This window comes from Melghirimyces algeriensis (assembly GCF_900182565.1).
Classification (GTDB): domain Bacteria; phylum Bacillota; class Bacilli; order Thermoactinomycetales; family DSM-45169; genus Melghirimyces; species Melghirimyces algeriensis.
Genome location: NZ_FXTI01000018.1, coordinates 1 through 22677 on the forward strand (window position 1 = coordinate 1; position 22677 = coordinate 22677).

The window sequence follows — 22677 nt, forward strand, 5'->3', positions numbered from 1 at the left end:
CAGCCTGCATTGTGACCGGGAGAATCCCTATATCCAGTGGCAGAACAGCCCCTTTTATGTGAATAAGAGCAATCGGGAATGGAAGGACAGCGAGGAGAAACCCCGCCGGGGGGCAGTAAGCGCCTTTGGTGTAAGTGGAACCAATGTGCATCTGGTGCTGGAAAGCTACCCAAAAGAGGTGCCGGCGGGGAGAGGAGCATCGCTTCCCTATTACCTGCTGGCACTGTCGGCCAAGACCGAGGCGGCCTTAACGGAAAAAGTGGAAGACCTGATCGCCTTTTTGGAAAACACATCCTTGACGGATCAGCAAATGGGGCCGATCAGCTATACCCTTTTACAGGGGCGCCAGCATTTTCGCCATCGTTATATGGTGGTGGCAAAAAGCCAGGCGGATGCTTTATACCTGCTGAAACAGTTTGATAGTGGGGAGCCTCTGCCCAATAGCGACCGGGGTGTGGTATCAGAGGAATTTATAAGTCAAAAGGTCATGGAGCTGTTTGGTCGTGACCTCATCCAACAGAGCCATATGGCGGCAACATCAGAGCAGTATCAGGAAATCTTGCAGGGGCTGGCCAACCTTTACTGTCAGGGCTACGACTTACCTTGGGAACATCTGTGGAAGGAAGAGCCTGGACGGGTCCATTTGCCCACTTATCCTTTTGCACGGGATTCCTATTGGAAAGCATCAGAAACTGAACAGATACCTGTAGTTGCTTCTTCACAGCCTGAAATCGCTGCCGCATTATCCGTTGCGGCAGATGATAAAACGATCAGTGAACCCTCTCCTGTTGGGGTGGTGCCGTCAGATACCACAGAAGAGGCGTTCCATGAAAATTTGGGATGGGAAGACCTACAGGAAGAGTTGGCAGACAGTTTGGCAGAAGCTTTATATATTGACCGTAACATGATACTGCCGGGTAAAAAGTTCATTGAACTGGGCTTGGATTCCATTGTCGGTGTAGAGTGGGTTAAGACATTAAATAAAACCTATGGCACGGCCATTAAGGCTACCAAGGTGTATGATTATCCAACACTACGGGATTTTGCCCAATATGTTGCCAATGAGTTGGGCCGATTAAAAAAGCGACCGAATAAACAAAATCCCTTGTCGAGGGAAGGAAAAGGGAATGTAAAAGAGGCTTTAGAGGCACCGTCCATGACAGAAGCATCTGCCACTTCCGTTCCTATGGATAAGGCTCCTGCACTTCTTAAGCAGAAACCAGTTGGTCAGGGAAAACAGGATAACGTGATCCGTCCGGAAAGCCTGGGAAATCCATTGTTTCAAACCCGCTATGGTTGTAAATGGAGCTATATGGCGGGTTCAATGGCCCAAGGGATCGCTTCAGAAGCATCGGTAATTGCCATGGCAGAAGCGAAGCTACTCAGCTTTTTTGGCAGTGCCGGTCTGGATGGAACCAGATTGGCGTCGCATATTGAACATATCCAATCGGCTGTAGGGCTCCATAAACCCTATGGTATGTGCCTGATCGCCAATGTGAACAATCCGGAAGAAGAGTGGGAGCAAGCCAAGCTGTTTATTACCTATGGCGTTCCCTTTATTGAAGCCTCCGCCTTTTCAACCATAACGGCACCGTTGGTTTATTGCCGTATCAAAGGGATCAAGAAGGATAAGGACGGAAGCATCTATTTTCCCAGAAGGATCATAGGCAAATGCTCCCGTTTGGAGGTTGCGAAACAGTTTATGACCCCACCGCCTGGGGACTTAGTGGATCAACTGCTGGAAGAAGGATGGATTACAAAAGATGAGGCGAGATTATCCCAGTCCATTCCAATGGTTGATGACATTGCTTTGGAGGCGGACTCTGGCGGCCATACCGATCAAGGGGTGTTGTCCGCTCTTGTTCCTTCTGTGCTGGCTCTGCGAAAGGATATACAGTACACCTACTCATACCCGGAACTGATCCTTGTGGGATGTGGTGGCGGGATCGGTACGCCGGAAGCGGTGGCATCCGCCTTTATGCTGGGAGCTGACTTTATTTTTACCGGCTCTGTCAACCAGTGTACGGTTGAAAGTGGCGCACACGATGTAATAAAAGCATTGCTCAGTACCATTACCATTCATGATACGGCTGTTACCGTTGCAGGTGATATGTTTGAGATTGGTGCGAAAGCACAAGTGGTCCGTAAACATACCCAATTTTATAACCGGGCGAATCGGTTGTATGAGCTGTTTATGCAGTATGATGCCATCGAAGAAATACCTGATGAGATCAAACAGGAAATCGAAACTCACTATTTTAAGCGCACCTTTGCGGAAGTCTGGGATTTGGTGTGTGAATACAAGAAAAAGAAAAATCCACAGCACTTAATGGAAGCCCAAGCCAATCCGCGCTTTAAGATGGCGCTCATCTTTAAATGGTATTTTGCCTATTGTAACCGGGCTACCCTTAATGGAGATCTATCCGAAAAAGATAATTTCCAGATATTTTGTGGTCCCGCCTTGGGGGCCTTTAATCAATGGGTAAAGGGTACACCTTATGAAGATTGGAAAAAGCGCCATGTGGTGGATGTGGCCGCCTTGCTGATGCAGCAGGCTAGCGAACACCTGCAACCCCGCTATCGCCCGCCAGTGAATGTCGAGACACCGGCAATCCCACAACCATCACATAAGGATCACCGTTCCAAAGAAGAGACCGCTATTGCGATTGTGGGGATATCTGGACAGTTTCCCAAAGCCGATAATGTTGCCGCATTTTGGGACAATATTATCCATGGCAAAGACTGTATTTCTGAGATTCCGCCATCCCGGTGGCCCATGGCGCAGTACTATGATACCGATCCGGAAGCACCGGGGAAGAGTACCAGTAAATGGATGGGAGTTCTAGAGGGTGTGGATCAGTTTGATCCGGCTTTCTTTCATATCCCGCCAGTGGAAGCGATCGCCATGGACCCCCAGCAAAGGCTGTTTTTGGAGAATTGCTGGAGTTGTATAGAGGATGCCGGCATGCGTCCATCAGACCTTTCAGGCAGCCGTTGTGGGGTGTTTGTCGGGTGTGCCACCAGTGATTATGGGCAATTGTTTAAGGAAACAGACTTAAATGCCCGTGTGCTCATGGGCAGCACGACATCCATTCTGGCGGCCCGTATTTCCTATCTGCTCAACTTGCGCGGACCTTCCCTGGCGATTGAAACGGCCTGCTCTTCCTCCTTGGTAGCGGTTGCGGAAGCCTGTAACAGCCTGGTATTGGGCAACAGTGATTTGGCCCTTGCCGGAGGGGTGTGTATAATGGCTGGTCCCTCCCTTCATATCATGACCAGCAAGGCGGGGATGCTGTCCCAACAGGGCCGTTGCCGAACATTTGATGATCAGGCGGATGGGTTTGTTCCAGGTGAAGGAGTGGGTGTGGTTCTGTTAAAACGCCTTAGCGATGCCATACGGGATCGGGATACGATCTATGGTGTCATTAAGGGTTGGGGTGTCAATCAGGATGGGAAGACCAACGGCATAACAGCGCCAAATGGGCAGGCACAAACGGAACTGGAAAAAGCGGTATATCAAAAATTTGACATCAATCCAGCCCATATCACACTGGTTGAGGCTCATGGAACGGGAACCAAACTGGGTGATCCCATTGAAGTGGAAGCGCTGACAGAAGCCTTCCAATCTTTTACCACAGAAAAACAATATTGTGCATTGGGTTCCGTTAAAAGCAATATTGGGCATTTGCTGACAGCCGCAGGGATTGCCGGATTGATCAAAGTGCTTTTGGCTATCAAACACCGGACGCTGCCGCCAATGATTCACTGTCATCATTTAAATGAGCATATTGATTTAGCGCATAGTCCCTTTTATATCAGCAAAAATAAGCAACCCTGGATAACGCGTCAGGGCATCCCGCGTTGTGCCGCCGTCAGTTCCTTTGGCTATAGCGGAACCAATGCCCATATGGTGGTGGAAGAGTATCTTCCACCGGAAGAGCCGGCTGATGTTACCAAACACCATGCACCGGATCAACCCGTATTAATGGTGCTTTCAGCCAAAAACGACAAACAGCTCAAACGCTATGCCGAGCGGATGATCCATTTTATCCAAAAACATCCTGATACCGATCTGCAACAGATGGCCTATACCTTGCAGGTTGGTCGGGAGCACATGGCGCGTCGGCTGGCTTTCTTGGCCTATTCACCAGAAGAGGTGCTACAAACCATTCGAATGTATATCTTGGGGCAACGCCCGTCCCATCTGTTGACAGCCACCTTCACCAGGGATCGCAAGAGGAATCGGACAGATGATCGCCTATACAAGGCTTTTGCAGAAGGGCAATGGCAAGAAGCTGCCAATTGGTGGATACAAGGTGGCGAGGTGGATTGGAAACAGTTGTATGGGGACCATCTGCCACAACGCATGAACTTGCCCACGTATCCCTTTGAACGTAATAGCCTTTGGCCGAAAAAAGATGATCAGTCAACAATAGCAGAGTCGGGCATTCGTCCGGTAACCGTGCCGGAACCGGCAGTCGGTCTACCATCGACAACAGAACGGGTCCTCCGCCTGCCTGATGCTGAACAACAGGTGTTAAGGCCAGAACAGATTCAATTACAACCCTTGATGAACACAAAAAAGTGGGCGGATGACGATCAAAGGCAGTCCTTGTCTCCGATCACCTTATCCCCGATTGACCAGCCTGTTGATCACCAACAGGTGGTGCAATATGCGGAAGACGATGAGACGGCAGTGCAGGACATGCTGATCGATAGTCTGTCCGAGACCTTGTTTATGGAGCGGCAAGAGATAGATGTAGATGATAACTTTCATGATATGGGCCTCGATTCTATTTTGGGTGTGGAATGGATGCGTCTCATTAATAAGAAGCAGGGCCTGGTCCTCGAAGCTACTATACTCTATGATTATCCGACCATTCGTGAATTGGCACGGTATATCCGATCCACGAAGGAGGTGGATGCACGGCCACCAGCGAAGCCCCATCCAACAACGAAACAACAGGATAGTCTGGATTTGATAGCCGAATTGACGAAGAGTTTGGCTGATATGATGTACCTTGATCCCAGCGAGGTGGATGAAGATGTCCATTTTTCTGATTTGGGTCTCGATTCTATTTTGGGCGTGGAATGGGTTCGGGTGTTAAATAAACGCTATGGAACCACCATTGAGGCCACGACCTTATATGATTATCCCACCTTGCGTGAGTTTGCCGCCTGGATGCAAAAGGATCAAGTCAAACAGACTGCTCCATCCACTGAGGAAGAAGCACCGACACTCTCCCCGCCCACCTTGGAGGAGATTTTGCGGAAAGTGGAGCAGGGTGCATTGGAAGTGACGGAGGCGCATGTCCTGTTACAAAAATACAACCTGGTTTAAGGGGGGGAGGGAAATGGTAAACACACAAACCATCTTGCGAGCCCTGCAAGCGGGAGAATTCTCCCTGGAAGAGGCAAAAAGCCAATTGATAAATCATCAGTCCGACCATCATCGGGAGGCCATTGCCATCGTTGGGATGTCAGGGAGATATCCAGAAGCGGACAACCTCGATGCCTATTGGTCCAATCTTGTAGCAGGTCGCGATTCTATCCGGGAAATCCCACCTTCCCGTTGGGATGTTGCCTCATACTATCAACCGTACCCCAGTGAAGAGGGAAAAATATATAGCAAATGGCTCGGAATGATGGATGATGTAGCCTGCTTTGATCCCCTGTTTTTTCATATTTCGCCTTCAGAGGCAGAAACCATGGATCCACAACAGCGTCTCTTTCTTCAGGAAGCCTATCAGGCTTTTGCAGATGCTGGTTATACACCTGAAGCATTGAATAATCAGCAATGCGGGGTTTATCTTGGCATCATGGCCAATGAATATTATCGGATGTTGTGTGAACAACAGTACGGTTTAACGGATCTGACGGGCAATTATGCTTCCATCGCATCAGCGCGCATTGCCTACTTTCTTAATCTGAAAGGTCCGGCGCTTTCGATCGATACGGCGTGTTCTTCCTCCTTGGTAGCGATTAACCTGGCGTGCCAGGCGTTACTCAACCGAGAAATTGATATGGCTCTTGCTGGTGGGGTAACGTTGTACCTCACCCCCAAGCCTTATATTGAAATGTGCGCGGCACAGATGCTCTCGTCTGAGGGGCGATGCAAGGCTTTTGACCGATCCAGTGATGGCATGGTTCCCGGTGAAGGCGTTGGTGCTGTGGTGCTAAAGCGTCTACTGGATGCTGAGGCGGACAATGATTCCATTTATGGCGTGATTATTGGATTCGGTATCAATCAGGATGGAAAAACAAACGGCCTAACGGCTCCCAGTGTGAAAAGCCAGATGGCCTTGGAGCGAAGCATTTATCAAAAATTTGACATTGATCCTTCGACCATCAGCTATGCGGAGATGCATGGCACGGGTACCCAATTGGGAGATCCCATTGAGCTTAAAGCGTTATCAACGGCCTTTCAAGAGAAAACCGATAAAAAGCAGTTTTGCGCCATTGGTTCCGTTAAATCCAACATTGGTCATACATCAGCCGCTGCCGGTGTGGCAAGCGTTCATAAGGTGCTGTTATGTATGCAGCATCAGCAGTTGGTGCCCACCCTTCACTTTAAAGAGCCCAATGAACACTTTGATTTCAAGAACTCCCCTTTTTATGTCAATACACAGACCCGCCCTTGGGATGCCGTTTCACCAAGACGGGCTTGTGTCAGTTCATTTGGCTTTAGTGGCACCAATGCCCATTTGGTAATCGAAGCCTACGATGCGAAGAAAGAAAGAGCGCGGAGGCCGGTAACGGATGCCGGCCGACCGGCTTTATTCGTTTTGTCGGCTAAAACGGAGAAGCAGCTTAAAGGATACGCAGACATCATGAAGGAATGGATGGCATTACAAGCGGATGTCAATCTCAAAGATATGACTTATACCTTACAGACGGGTCGGGAGGCCATGGATTACCGTCTGGCCTTTTGGGTGGATGGTAAACGTGCAGTACTCGATATGTTGACGGCTTATCTGAATGGTGAACATCCCGACGGGTTACACATCAGCCATGTGAAAAAGCGGAAGGGCCAGAGAAATCCCTCTCGGCATACCGACCCTGAAACCCTTCTCTCACGGTGGCTGGCCGGTGACTCAGTCGATTGGCAGGTGCTATATCAGGGGGAAGAGCCCCGGCGAATTCGTTTGCCGGGGTATCCCTTTGCTAAGGAACACTATTGGCTTCCTGAGCAAAGCGGACCCATTCCAAGCACCCGTACGCTACATCCTTTAGTGCATCGCAATACATCGGATCTGTCGACCCAGCGGTTTACGACGATCCTGACAGGGAAGGAGCGTTATCTAACCGATCACCGTGTGAAGGAGAAGAGGATGCTACCGGGGTCCGCCTATCTGGAGATGGCGAGAGCGGCTTTTGAAATGGGAGTGGATCGGGCGACCGCCCGGACTGTACAGGAAGGCACAGCCTCGATTTGCTTGCAAGAGCATATATGGATGGAACCGTTGACAGTGGAAGATGAACCGGTTGAAGTGCATATTGCCCTGGTGCTAAAAGAGGATGGGGCTGTGGAGTATGACATCTACAGCGGAGCGGATCATCCCGATGATCAAACCGTTATCACGCATGCTCAGGGTGTGATGAAGGTATCTGCATCAACGCCACCGAAAAGTCAGGATCTCCAAGGGTTGCAATCGCAATATCCCTGGCATACCCTCTTGCCGAAGCATATCTATCCACCTTTTCGTGCAGCGGGTCTTTATTATGGTCCCTCTCATCGAGGGATTGAGTGCCTTTATCTTTATCAGGATCAGATTTTGGCAAAGTTAGCCATACCGCCGGAATTGCGCGGGGATCGTGATTGTTACCTGGACCCGGGTCTGATGGACGCCGTCTTTCAGGCGACGGCCGGTTTTGCAATTGCATTAAAGGCGCCTCTGGATGGCCTGCCCTTTACCCTTCAAGCCATCGATATATATCAACCCTGCTCCAACACGGTGTGGGCCCATATCCGGCAACGGGAAAGAGGGCACGTGTTTGATATCGATGTCTATGATGAGAATGGTGTGGTATGTATGCGTATGCTGGGCTTTGAAACACGCAATGCAACGGATCTAATGTCAGAAGAAGCTTTTTATCGCCATCTGTCGGAGAGAATTTGGAAGGGCGAATTATCGGAAGAGGAAGTCGAACGAATTTTAATGGCTTCAAGATAAGGGGACCGGAAAAATGGATGGACAGTGGAAACATATCTATCGGAAGTTAAAGGAAAAGGAGATTACACCGGAGGAAGCCGCAGAGCAATTTCAGCGCTGGGGCCAACATAAGAAGAAGGAGGATCACGCGGCTGAAGAGGCGCTGTTGCTGGCGTTAAAGGAAATAGCGGCAGAATTGCTGACGATTGACGCCAAGGAGATTCATCATGATGTTACATTGGGTGAATATGGATTTGACCCCTTCAAGCTGACACAATTGGCGGATCGACTAAATCGCCAGTTTGGACTTGAGTTAACTGCCAAGGATTTGGCGGAACGGAGCACGTTGGATGATCTGGTTGCGTTGTTGCAGACTGCCAACCTATCTCAAGGGAATCAGCATCTGCAGGAAAAGACCATGGGCTATTTAAAAGGGCACCTCTCCTCGGTGTTTAAGGTCCATGCCGAGGAAATCGCTCACGATGTAGATCTGGAGAAGTATGGTATAAACTCCATCAGGGTGTTAAAACTGACCCAGCAGTTGGAAGGGGTTTTTGGCCCACTGCCGAAAACCCTGTTTTTTGAATATAAAACGGTGGACGAGCTGACGGGCTATTTTCTTCAGCATCACCGTGAGGCATTGACAAAGGTTCTGGGCGACAGCCAGCCTGCAGTTGTTCCCCAACCGGTGGTGACGGAAAAACGGCACAAAAATCCCCGCAGGCGGCGTAAAGGATTTCGGATGGCGCCTGCTTTCTCTTCATCCCCACCTGCCCCCGATATTGCGATTGTCGGTTTGGCGGGGCGTTATCCCGCTGCCCGCAATATGCAGGAGTTTTGGCACAACCTAAAGGCCGGAAAAGATTGTATCACCCCGGTGCCGGAGGAGCGCCTGGCTCTTTGGCAAACCCCGCCCAAAGGGGAGATGTGGGGTGGTTTTTTACAGGATATGGATCGGTTTGATCCCCTGTTTTTTCACATCTCCCCCCGTGAAGCGGAACGGATGGACCCACAGGAACGGCTCTTTTTGGAATGTGTCTATGAAACCCTCCAGGATGCGGGATATACCCGCCAGGCCTTGGGGAGCGTTCAGGGGCAGGGGATGGCCGGCAATGTAGGGGTGTTTGTCGGTGTGATGTATGAGGAGTACCCGTTGTATGGGGCGCAGGAGCAGCTGAAGGGCCGATCGGTGGCCGTCAATGGCAATGCGGCTTCCATCGCCAACCGGGTCTCCTATTTTTGTAACTTCCATGGTCCCAGTATGGCGGTGGATACCATGTGCTCCTCCTCCTTAACGGCGATCCACCTAGCCTGTCAGCATCTACAACGGGGCAGTTGTGAGGCGGCCATTGCCGGTGGAGTGAATCTCTCCATTCATCCCAATAAATATGTGGCCTTACAGCAGGGGGAGTTTTTATCGAGCAAGGGACGCTGTGAAAGCTTTGGCGAAGGGGGTGACGGTTACGTACCTGGTGAAGGGGTGGGGGCGGTGCTGTTAAAGCCTTTCGCCCAGGCGGTGGCGGATGGGGATCACATTTATGGGGTGATCAAAGGAACCGCCGTGAACCATGGGGGGAAAACCCATGGCTATACCGTTCCCAACCCCAATGCCCAGACTGATGTGATCCAACGGGCATGGCAGCAGGCGGGCGTGGACCCGCGGACTATCCACTACCTTGAAGCCCATGGCACAGGGACTGCACTGGGGGATCCCATTGAAATTGCCGGATTAACCAAGGCCTTTGAATCCTATACCCAGGATCGGCAGTTTTGTGCCATCGGCTCGGTAAAATCCAATATTGGGCATGCAGAGAGTGCCGCAGGGATTGCGGGCCTAAGCAAAATCCTGCTTCAGATGAAAAAGGGGCAACTGGTGCCCTCCCTTCATTCCAAGGTCTTAAATCCGCATATTGATTTTGCATCCACCCCCTTTGTGGTACAACAGACATTGGCCGAATGGAAACGGCCCCAAAAGGGACCGCGACGGGCGGGGATCTCCTCCTTTGGTGCCGGGGGAGCCAATGCCCATGTGGTGATTGAGGAATATATACCGGAAGTAGCAAAAGAGACAACTCCCCTTCATCCAGGTCCCTATCTGATTGTCCTGTCGGCACAAAGCGAAGGGCAACTGTTGGAACAGGCCAAGCGGCTGCTGTCGGCGGTAGCAGAAGCGGGCTGGACCGACCGGGACTTGGCGGATATCGCCTATACCTTGCAGGTGGGGCGGGAAGCGATGGATGAGCGATTGGCGGTGGTGGTCACCTCCATGGCTGATCTCAAGGGCAAGCTGACGGATATTCTCGCCCAAAAGCCGGATATAGCAGATTATTACCGGGGAGAGGTGAAAGCCCATCAAGCGGCCATGGCGGTCTTCATGGCGGATGAGGATATGGCCGCCACCCTGGAGGCATGGCAGCAGAAAGGCAAGTATGACAAGCTGTTAAAGTTGTGGGTAAAGGGCATGGCTGTCGATTGGGAACGGTTGTACAGCGGGACGAAGCCGCGGCGGATCAGTCTGCCGACCTATCCCTTTAAGCAGGAGCGGTATTGGGTCCCGGTAGCAGAGCGGGAGGGACAGGGAAGAACGGAGGCGATCCATCCCCTGTTGCACCGGAATACATCCGACCTCTATGAACAGCGGTTTACCACTCATTTCACAGGGGAGGAGTCCTTTCTGTCCGATCATGTGGTGGGAGGACAACGGATGTTGCCGGGAAGCGCCTATCTGGAAATGGTGCGGGCGGCTATCTCCCAGGCGGTTGGCGGATGGATGGCGATTCGCCTTCAGCAGGTGAGTTGGATGCGACCCCTCACTGTGGGTGAGGAACCGGTTGAGGTGCATATGGGGCTGGCGGTGGACAAGGATGAGACCCTCCACTTTGATGTCTACCGGGAGACGGATGAAGGGGAGGAAGTGGTATACAGCGAGGGACGGGCTGAGCTGATAACGGAGACAGCCCCGCCGCTGATGGACATCTCCCGAATCCAACAGGCTTGCGGGCAAAGGGAGCTTGACAGGGAAGCAGTGTATAAAGCCTTTGCGGAAATGGGCATTCAGTATGGGGAAAGCCACCGGGGGATTGAAAGGATCTATGTGGGACAGGGAGAGGTGTTGGCCCGGCTCACGCTTTTATCCTCCTGGGTGGATGGCGGGCTTCATCCAGGAATGCTGGATGCGGCCATTCAAGCGGCGGTGGGGTTGCAGGCGGACTTCGACCAGCGTCAACCGGCCTTGCCCTTTGCGGTGGAGGAAGTGACCATCTATGGGGAGACCCAGGAGAGTATGTGGGCCTGGGTTCGCCATGAGGATAATGGGCAGATCGCCATTGATCTCTGTGATGATGGGGGTCGGGTTTGTCTAAAGGTCAAGGGCCTGGCAGTGCGTGTCATGGAGTCGGCTGGGATGGGAGAAGCCATTGACCATCTCTTGCTTCATCCGCAATGGCAGGAGCAGCCCGTGAAAGTAACCGATGTAACGTTTGAGGATCATAAGGTCATTCTTTGTGACATGGCAGATCCCTCCCCAGATCATTTACAGCGGTTCCTTGAAGGGGGAGAATGCTTGACCCTGCGGACGGTTGAGGGTGATCATGGTGAACGTTTCCAACAATATGCCCTGCAGTTGTTTGAGACGCTACAGCAAATGATGAAAGCGGACCGTAAAAAGAAAATATTGGTTCAGGTGGTTGTTCCGCTTCAAGAGGAAGAGGGGCTATATGAGGGGTTGTGGGCGATTCTTCAGACGGCACACCTTGAAAATCCCCATATCATAGGGCAACTGATTGCTGTGGATGCGGTCAGGTCGGCGAAAGCGGTCGCAGAGAGGTTAAAGGAGAATGCCGTCTCTTCCCGTCCAGACCATATTTGTTATCAGAATGGCAGGCGCTATATCGCCCGTTGGCAGGCCCTGAAACCCTCGTCACCTGTTGCTCTCCCTTGGAAAGAGGAGGGGGTTTATTTAATCACAGGGGGATTGGGCGGTTTGGGACTGCTGTTTGCCAAGGAAATCGCGCGGCATGCTCCGCAAAGTACGCTAATTCTTGCGGGTCGTTCCCCCATGGACGAGAAAAAAGAGACAGACCTTCAGGCATTGACAGCCATGGGTGTGCAGGTGGTCTATCACCAAGTGGATGTTACCGACCGTTCAGCGGTGAAACACCTGGTGGATGACATCCTGCAAGCACATGGTCAACTCCATGGTGTGATTCACAGTGCGGGCATGATTCGCGATAACTTTATCATAAAAAAGCCTGCATCGCAGTTTCTGGAAGTAATGGGGCCTAAAACCCTGGGATTGGTCAATCTGGATGTAGCCTGCCAGGCCTGTCCGCTGGACTTCTTTATTATTTTCTCTTCATTGGCAGGAGGAATTGGCAATGTCGGTCAGGCGGATTATGCGGGAGCCAGTGCCTTTATGGATGCCTATGCCCGATATCGCCAGCAACTGGTAGCGGCAAAGAAACGGCATGGGCGTACCATTTCCTTTAATTGGCCCTTGTGGCAGGATGGCGGTATGCACCTGGATGCTGAAACGGAAGCCATTATGCGCAAAAGCACTGGACTGGTTGCCATGGAGACTTCACGGGGGATGACAGCATTCTATGAAGGACTGGCCTCACCCTATGCACAGGTGATGGTGATTGCGGGAGAGCGTGGCCGGTTTCAAAAGATCCAGTCTCGTCTTCACATTCAGCCCGCCCCTGAAGTGAATTCTCCCCCGGTGGTTAAGGCACCGGAACAGGAAGAACTGCGCGGGAAGGCGACGGATTATATCAAAGGGTTGCTTTCAGCGGGATTAAAGTTGTCTGCTGATCAAATAGAAGCCGGTGCTGACTTTATGACCTATGGCATGGACTCGGTGTTGGTGTTAAAACTGACCCAGCAGTTGGAAGGGGTTTTTGGCCCACTGCCGAAAACCCTGTTCTTTGAATATAAAACGGTGGACGAGCTGACGGGCTATTTTCTTCAGCATCACCGTGAGGCATTGACAAAGGTCCTGGGCGGCAGCCAGCCTGCAGTTGTTCCCCAACCGGTGGTGACGGAAAAACGGCACAAAAATCCCCGCAGGCGGCGTAAAGGGTTTCGGATGGCGCCTGCTTTCTCTTCATCCCCACCTGCCCCCGATATTGCGATTGTCGGTTTGGCGGGGCGTTATCCCGCTGCCCGTAATATGCAGGAGTTTTGGCACAACCTAAAGGCCGGAAAAGATTGTATCACCCCGGTGCCGGAGGAGCGCCTGACTCTTTGGCAAACCCCGCCCAAAGGGGAGATGTGGGGTGGTTTTTTACAGGATATGGATCGGTTTGATCCCCTGTTTTTTCACATCTCCCCCCGTGAAGCGGAACGGATGGACCCACAGGAACGGCTCTTTTTGGAATGTGTCTATGAAACCCTCCAGGATGCGGGATATACCCGCCAGGCCTTGGGGAGCGTTCAGGGGCAGGGGATGGCCGGCAATGTAGGGGTGTTTGTCGGTGTGATGTATGAGGAGTACCCGTTGTATGGGGCGCAGGAGCAGCTGAAGGGCCGATCGGTGGCCGTCAATGGCAATGCGGCTTCCATCGCCAACCGGGTCTCCTATTTTTGTAACTTCCATGGTCCCAGTATGGCGGTGGATACCATGTGCTCCTCCTCCTTAACGGCGATCCACCTAGCCTGTCAGCATCTACAACGGGGCAGTTGTGAGGCGGCCATTGCCGGTGGAGTGAATCTCTCCATTCATCCCAATAAATATGTGGCCTTACAGCAGGGGGAGTTTTTATCGAGCAAGGGACGCTGTGAAAGCTTTGGCGAAGGGGGTGACGGTTACGTACCTGGTGAAGGGGTGGGGGCGGTGCTGTTAAAGCCTTTCGCCCAGGCGGTGGCGGATGGGGATCACATTTATGGGGTGATCAAAGGAACCGCCGTGAACCATGGGGGGAAAACCCATGGCTATACCGTTCCCAACCCCAATGCCCAGACTGATGTGATCCAACGGGCATGGCAGCAGGCGGGCGTGGACCCGCGGACTATCCACTACCTTGAAGCCCATGGCACAGGGACTGCACTGGGGGATCCCATTGAAATTGCCGGATTAACCAAGGCCTTTGAATCCTATACCCAGGATCGGCAGTTTTGTGCCATCGGCTCGGTAAAATCCAATATTGGGCATGCAGAGAGTGCCGCAGGGATTGCGGGCCTAAGCAAAATCCTGCTTCAGATGAAAAAGGGGCAACTGGTGCCCTCCCTTCATTCCAAGGTCTTAAATCCGCATATTGATTTTGCATCCACCCCCTTTGTGGTACAACAGACATTGGCCGAATGGAAACGGCCCCAAAAGGGACCGCGACGGGCGGGGATCTCCTCCTTTGGTGCCGGGGGAGCCAATGCCCATGTGGTGATTGAGGAATATATACCGGAAGTAGCAAAAGAGACAACTCCCCTTCATCCAGGTCCCTATCTGATTGTCCTGTCGGCACAAAGCGAAGGGCAACTGTTGGAACAGGCCAAGCGGCTGCTGTCGGCGGTAGCAGAAGCGGGCTGGACCGACCGGGACTTGGCGGATATCGCCTATACCTTGCAGGTGGGGCGGGAAGCGATGGATGAGCGATTGGCGGTGGTGGTCACCTCCATGGCTGATCTCAAGGGCAAGCTGACGGATATTCTCGCCCAAAAGCCGGATATAGCAGATTATTACCGGGGAGAGGTGAAAGCCCATCAAGCGGCCATGGCGGTCTTCATGGCGGATGAGGATATGGCCGCCACCCTGGAGGCATGGCAGCAGAAAGGCAAGTATGACAAGCTGTTAAAGTTGTGGGTAAAGGGCATGGCTGTCGATTGGGAACGGTTGTACAGCGGGACGAAGCCGCGGCGGATCAGTCTGCCGACCTATCCCTTTAAGCAGGAGCGGTATTGGGTCCCGGTAGCAGAGCGGGAGGGACAGGGAAGAACGGAGGCGATCCATCCCCTGTTGCACCGGAATACATCCGACCTCTATGAACAGCGGTTTACCACTCATTTCACAGGGGAGGAGTCCTTTCTGTCCGATCATGTGGTGGGAGGACAACGGATGTTGCCGGGAAGCGCCTATCTGGAAATGGTGCGGGCGGCTATCTCCCAGGCGGTTGGCGGATGGATGGCGATTCGCCTTCAGCAGGTGAGTTGGATGCGACCCCTCACTGTGGGTGAGGAACCGGTTGAGGTGCATATGGGGCTGGCGGTGGACAAGGATGAGACCCTCCACTTTGATGTCTACCGGGAGACGGATGAAGGGGAGGAAGTGGTATACAGCGAGGGACGGGCTGAGCTGATAACGGAGACAGCCCCGCCGCTGATGGACATCTCCCGAATCCAACAGGCTTGCGGGCAAAGGGAGCTTGACAGGGAAGCGGTGTATAAAGCCTTTGCGGAAATGGGCATTCAGTATGGGGAAAGCCACCGGGGGATTGAAAGGATCTATGTGGGACAGGGAGAGGTGTTGGCCCGGCTCACGCTTTTATCCTCCTGGGTGGATGGCGGGCTTCATCCAGGAATGCTGGATGCGGCCATTCAAGCGGCGGTGGGGTTGCAGGCGGACTTCGACCAGCGTCAACCGGCCTTGCCCTTTGCGGTGGAGGAAGTGACCATCTATGGGGAAACCCAGGAGACCATGTGGGCCTGGGTTCGCCGTGAGGATGATGGGCAGATCGCCATTGATCTCTGTGATGACGGGGGACGGGTTTGTCTGAAGGTCAAGGGTTTAGTCACCCGTCTCATCACCCAAAAAGCGGAAACGGATGCGCCAATGGGCCGTCTCATGCTTGCACGGGTCTGGGAGAGGGTCCAATGCACTGGTGATCGGGAAGAAGCTCCATCACAGTCCCCTGTTGTCATTACCGGGGAAAAGACAGATGGAAAAACAGCTATTGTCACCCAGCAATATCCGAAGGCCCGCGTGTTGCAGGTGTCTGAAGGGGATACCATTAAAGACATCATCGCCAACCTTACAACATTTGAAGAGATAGATGAGTTGATCTGGTATATGCCCGAACAGCCGGTATCGTCGGTGACAGATGAAGGGCTGATTGCCGCCCAGGAACATACGGTGATTGCCCTGTTCAAGGTGGTTAAAGCATTACTGGCCTTGGACTATGGGCATAAGGCATTGCGATGGACAATTATGACGGTTCAAGCCCAGCAGGTTCATTCCCATGAAGCGATCCAGCCTGCCCAATCGGCATTGTATGGCTTGGTGGGCTCATTGGCCAAGGAATATCCACACTGGCAGATTCGTCTGTTGGATCTGGAAAGGGGAGAGGATATCCAGCCTCTCACCCATATCCACCCCATGCCAGGGGAAGTGCTGGCCTACCGGGAAGGTGCCTGGTATCAGCAGCGCTTCGTTCAAGTGCAACAGACTGCGGCACCACAGGAAGCTCCTTATAAAAAGGGCGGTGTTTATGTGGTGATTGGCGGGGCAGGCGGTCTGGGTGAAGTTTGGAGTGAACATGTGATCCGTCATTACCAGGCCAGGGTGGTTTGGATCGGCAGAAGGGAAAAGGATGAAGCCATTCGCGCCAAGATCAGCCGATTGGCCACCTGTGGACCTGCTCCCGATTATCTGGTCGCCGATGCTGCAAGCAGACAATCTTTGGAAGAGGCTTATCAGCAGATCAAGGAAAAGTATGGGGAGATACAGGGAGTGATTCATTCGGCGATTGTCTTGCGGGATCAGCCGATTGCACAGATGGATGAAGAAGGTTTTCGGGCGGCATTGACGGCCAAGGTGAATGTCAGTGTTCGGATGGCCCAGGTATTTGCCGCGGAATCCCTTGATTTTGTGCTGTTTTTCTCATCCATTCAATCCTTTGCAACAGCAGCGGGACAAAGCAATTATGCAGCGGGCTGTACTTTTAAGGATGCTTTTGCTTTGGCGATGGAGAGGGAATGGTCCTGCCCAGTGAAGATCATGAACTGGGGTTACTGGGGCAGTGTGGGTGTGGTGGCGGAAGAAAGCTATCAGCAGAAAATGGCTCAAGCAGGAATCGGATCGATTGAAGGACCGGAGGGAATGGGAGCGCTGGACGTTTTGCTGTCACAACCCATTCCACAACTGGCCTATATCCATACCCTGCGTCCTTTGCATCCCCAAGAAATCGAGTCATCAGAGACCATCACCATTTACCCAGAGGAGATTTGTTCCTGGTTGGGTACCCTCGACCAGACACTGCCTGCAAAAGTAGAAACAGGAGAACAGACCATTGTGGAGATCAGCCAACGCATGGCTCAAGTGCAGCCCTTGTTGGTGAAATTGTTGTGGAGTCAGTTGCAAAAGGCAGGCTGGTTTCAGGAAAAGCGAGGCACTCTGTCGGAATTAACCCCAGGGCTTCAGACAATCTATCACCGATGGATGAAAGAAACGGTGGACATTTTTGAAGAGCACAAGTACCTATCATGGGGTGATCAGACTTATACGGTTTTGCTGGAACCGGTTGATGTCACAGCGATTTGGGAAGAGTGGGACCAGTTTAAACAAACCTGGTCCAATGACCAGGATATGCGGTCCCATTTTACTTTGTTGGAAGCCACCTTGCAGCGGTTGCCCGATATACTGACTGGACAGGTTGCGGCAACGGATATTCTGTTCCCCGATTCTTCCATGGAACAAGTGGAAGGGATTTATAAACAGAATGCGGTTGCGGACTACTATAATCAGCACCTTGCGACCATGCTGGTGAACTATCTGCAATACAGACAACAGCATCAGCCTGAAAAGCCGGTGCGAATCCTGGAGATTGGAGCGGGAACGGGTGGAAGTACGGCTGAGGTGTTAAAGCAAATACATCCATACCAAGACAGCATACAAGAGTATGCTTACACCGATATTTCCAGGGCATTTTTATTGTACGCTGAAAAGCACTTCAGTGATTGGCAATCCCGTATGACCTATCAGTTGTTTGATGTGACCCAGCCCATTTTGGGGCAGGGGTTTGAGTCAGGAGGCTATGATGTGGTCATTGCCAGCAATGTGCTTCATGCCACCCCCATTTTACGTGAGACATTGCGCCATACCAAGGCCTTGCTAAAAAAGAATGGCTTGCTCCTGTTAAATGAAACCACCACCCATACGCTGTTGAACCACCTTACCTTTGGTTTACTGGAAGGATGGTGGTTGTATGAGGACAGCGCATGGCGCATCCCTGGTTCCCCACTGGTCACAGCGGAACAGTGGCAACAGATTCTGGCATCAGAGGGGTTTTACACGACGGTAGCCTCAGATTTTGAAGGCCCACAACATATTATCCTGGCGGAAAGCGATGGCGTGGTACGGCAAAAGAAACCGACCGATGAGCAATCACTACAGGCCGGGCAACGGGTGCCAAAAGCGCCTTCTTCTTCTACGAAACAGATCAAGCAAGGGGAACCATTGCATACCGCCTGTGTGGACTATCTAAAACATCTGGCAGGGGATATTTTGCGTCTGTCAGCTGAACAGATTGACGGTGCAGAGCCTTTGGAGCGATATGGGTTTGACTCTATTTTGGTCGCCCAATTGACCCGTGCATTGCGGCAAGATTTTGAGGATATCAGCAGTACATTGTTATTTGAGTGTCAAACCCTGGATGATCTAGCCATCTTTTTAATGAAAAATCATCTGCAACAGGTGCAAGATTTAGTGACGATCAATCCTGAGACGGATGACCATCCGGTTCCTTTGGTCCCGTCACCACATCCCACAAAAGCGATCACTCGACGCCAACCCCGTCGTTTCCGGTCCATGGAAAGACAGGGGTCTCAATCCGCGTCAACCCTGATGGATGTGGCGATCATCGGTGTCGCTGGTCGCTACCCCAAAGCAAATGGAATTCATGAATACTGGCAACTGTTAAAGTCCGGGCAACATGCCATTACCACGATTCCAAAAGAGCGATGGGATTGGCAACGGTATTATGATGCGGAACCCGGAAAGACCGGTTATATGTATACCAAATGGGGTGGCTTTATTGACGGGATTGATCAATTTGACCCCTATTTCTTCCATCTTTCGCCTGCGGAAGCCAAGCGCATGGACCCGCAGGAAAGGGTGTTCCTGGAAACCTGTTATGAAAGTATTGCGGATGCGGGTTATACGCCGCTCAATCTCAGTAAAGACCGGAAAGTGGGCGTATTTGTCGGCGCGATGAATGGACATTATCCACCGGGAGCCAGTTATTGGTCCATTGCCAACCGGGTGTCCTATATTCTCAACTTTCAAGGCCCCAGTTTGGCTGTTGATACTGCCTGTTCCTCTTCGCTGACGGCCATTCATCTGGCCTTGGAAAGCCTCTATAGCGGTATGAGCTCCTGTGCCATTGCTGGAGGTGTGAACTTAATTGTCCATCCGGATCATTTTCTCAAGCTATCCGCTATGACCATGTTGTCTCCTGGTGATACATGCCGTCCGTTCGGTCAACAGGCGGATGGGATTGTGGACAGCGAGGGTGTGGGTGCGGTTGTCTTAAAGCCATTGGCGCAGGCAGAAGCGGACGGGGATCATATCTATGGTGTCATCAAGGGCAGCATGCTTAATGCGGGAGGGAAAACCAACGGATATACAATACCCAATCCGCAATCGCAAGCACAGTTAATCCTTCAGGCATTGGAAAGAACCCAGTTGGATGCGCGCACCATTAGCTATATTGAGGCCCATGGTACGGGAACGGCCTTGGGTGATCCCATTGAAATCAACGGCTTAACCACTGCATTTGAAAAGCATACCCATGATCGGCAGTTTTGCGCCATTGGTTCCGTTAAGTCCAATATTGGTCATAGTGAGAGTGCAGCTGGTGTCGCGGGTTTAACCAAAATACTATTGCAATTGAAGCACCGTCAGTTGGTTCCCTCGCTTCATGCTGAAGAGCTCAATACCCGTATTGACTTTAGCCGGACTCCCTTTGTCGTGCAGCAGAAGCTGGCGGACTGGAAGCGACCGGTGATTCATAAGAATGGAAAAGTGCAGGAATACCCCCGGCGGGCGGGTATTTCCTCTTTTGGTGCCGGTGGGGCGAATGCCCACCTTATCATTGAGGAATATATTTCCCGCAATCGCCAGCGCACCAGTCTGTCCATCACACCCGATCAGCCGGCGATCATTGTCTTGTCGGCGAAGGAGAAAAAACAGTTAAGGCAACAGGCCAGCCGGTTACTTACTGCGGTTGAGCAGCAGGGATTCACTGATGGCCATCTGGCAGATATTGCCTTTACGCTACAGACAGGGCGTGAAGCAATGGTGGAGCGGTTGGCCTTTACCGTGACGTCCATTGAGACGTTGCGCCAGCGACTGGATGCCTATGTGCAGCAGACGGAGGATCAACACTGGATAGCCGGACGTTGTCCAATCCGCGATGAGGCTCCTGTTATCACGGATGAAGCGGTCAACCAATGGATTGAAACGGGTGCCTATCGGTCTTTGATGGAGGCATGGGTCAATGGGGCTCGCATTGATTGGCACCTTCTCTATCGCCATGGAAAACCGTCACGCATCAGTTTGCCTGTTGCTCCATTTGCCAAGGAACGCTACTGGTTAACAGAAGTAAAGCGAGATATGCCCCAGGATACTGCGATTCATCCCTTGGTGCATCAAAATGTATCCGATATTGAAGGGCTTAAGTTTATTACAAAGCTGAATGAGCAGGCGTTTTATTTCCAGGATCATGCTGTGGACGGTGTCGGTGTGCTACCTGGAGCGGTCTATCTGGAAATGGCCAGCGCTGCGGCAAAAGCGGCGATGGGGGAGCAGGGAATGATGGATGTACATCTTAAACATGTGATGTGGTCTAAACCCTTAAGGCGAGATGATGCACAATCTCCCTTAACCATTGGGCTTTCCCCAGAAAATGATCAAGTAATGACCTATACCATCTACCAACGGGCAAATAGGGAAGAGAGGATCTATTGCCAAGGGGAAATGGTGCTGGGGGATTTTGCCCAAGCGGCTCACCGTTTGGATTTATCCCAGCTGCAGGCGCAATGCCAACAGCGGGTATGGACATCTGAAGAATGCTATCAGGCATTTCAATCGATGGGGATCGTTTATGGCCCCTGTTTTCAGGGTGTGGAAAAGATTTATGTGGGGCAGGGGCAAGTCCTGGCCAAAATCCACTTACCTGAGTGTATGGCGGATACACAGGATGCCTACATTTTGCATCCCTGCTTGCTGGATGTGGCCATTCAATCTGCCATGGGACTGACCTTATCGGAAGCGGGGCAGGGTTTGGCACTGCCATTTGCGATGGATGAATTGATCGTTACGGGTGATTGCCTAAGAACGCAATGGGCTTTTGTGCGCCAAAGGGATGACAGTCGAGGCAATGCCCATATCATCAAGTTGGATATCGATCTGTGCGATGAGCGGGGCGATTGTGTCTTGCAAATCACAGGCCTAGCTTTAAAGACAGGACCAATACAAGATACAGTCCTCTATTATCCACATTGGGAGGAAAAAGTGGTTACACCTCTGATCCCTTCCTCCAAAAAAGAAAACGGCCATGTGATTCTCTATGGGGCTGATCGCGAAAAAGCAGAGGAAATAAGCCACGGGTTACCGGATGAAGTGTGTCACATCATTTCTGGTGATAGCAATCCTTCTGATCCGGCTGGCCGATTTGCCCGTGACGCGCTACAGGTGTTTCGCATTATTCAGGAGATCCTGAAGGCGAAACCCACCCACTGGGTGCCCATTCAAATCCTGCTGTTTAACCCATCGGACGATCCCTTTGGCAGGGCACTAAACGGGATGTTGCAAACTGCCCATTTGGAAAATCCGCATATTATGGGGCAGTGCGTGGAGCTGGATGGGGACATGGATCGTGACCATGTGCAAACCATTCTTGATGTCAATCGGCAGGCGATGGCGAACCGACAGGTGGCCTATCGAGGGGGCAAGCGGCATGTATTGGGCTGGAAGGAGATGCCCCCTGCCGTAAAGGGAGGATCTCTGCCATGGAAGGAAGGCGGTGTTTACCTGATCACCGGAGGGAATGGGTTGCTCGCCAAAGTGATCACTCAGGAAATCGTCCAGCATATTCAGAGCGGGGTTGTGATCCTCGTTGGGCGTTCCCAGCCAACAGAGACCATGCAACAATGGTTGAAAGAATGGAAACAGCGCGGGGTAGAGGTTATCTATCGATCTGTCGATGTAACGGATCGGCAAGCCGTTCAGCGTTGTATGTCGGAAATAATGGCGACATATGGGGATCTAAATGGAATTATTCATGGTGCAGGCGTAACCGATGATCGCTTCATCATACAAAAAACAGAAACACCGTTTGCCCAGGTGCTGGCGCCAAAGGTAGCGGGTGTAGTCCATCTGGATGAGGCCAGTCAGGATTGCCGCCTTGATTTCTTTGTAATCTTCTCTTCCATTGCCGGTGTGATGGGAAACATTGGACAGGCTGATTATGCTACCGCCAATGCCTTTGTTGATCAATATGCCCACTATCGCAACGCTTTGGTCAAAAGCCATAAACGGCAGGGGCGCACCTTCTCCATTAATTGGCCCCTGTGGGAAGGTGGTGGGATGCAGGTC

The 22677-nt window shown here is 51.9% G+C and carries 1 protein-coding gene and 3 pseudogenes; all 4 read left to right on the forward strand.

What is annotated here, in order from left to right:
- Positions 1-31: 31 nt before the first annotated feature.
- Positions 32-5341, forward strand: coding sequence for a PfaD family polyunsaturated fatty acid/polyketide biosynthesis protein (locus tag FN782_RS16215; protein WP_281285985.1), 5310 nt, complete (start codon positions 32-34; stop codon positions 5339-5341).
- Positions 5342-5468: 127 nt separating this feature from the next.
- Positions 5469-7535: pseudogene (locus FN782_RS17220) on the forward strand (type I polyketide synthase); the annotation flags it as partial.
- 147 nt (positions 7536-7682) lie between these two features.
- A pseudogene (locus tag FN782_RS17565) lies at positions 7683-8174 on the forward strand (polyketide synthase dehydratase domain-containing protein); the annotation flags it as partial.
- A gap of 166 nt (positions 8175-8340) precedes the next feature.
- A pseudogene (locus tag FN782_RS16225) lies at positions 8341-22647 on the forward strand (SDR family NAD(P)-dependent oxidoreductase); the annotation flags it as partial.
- Positions 22648-22677 lie beyond the last annotated feature (30 nt).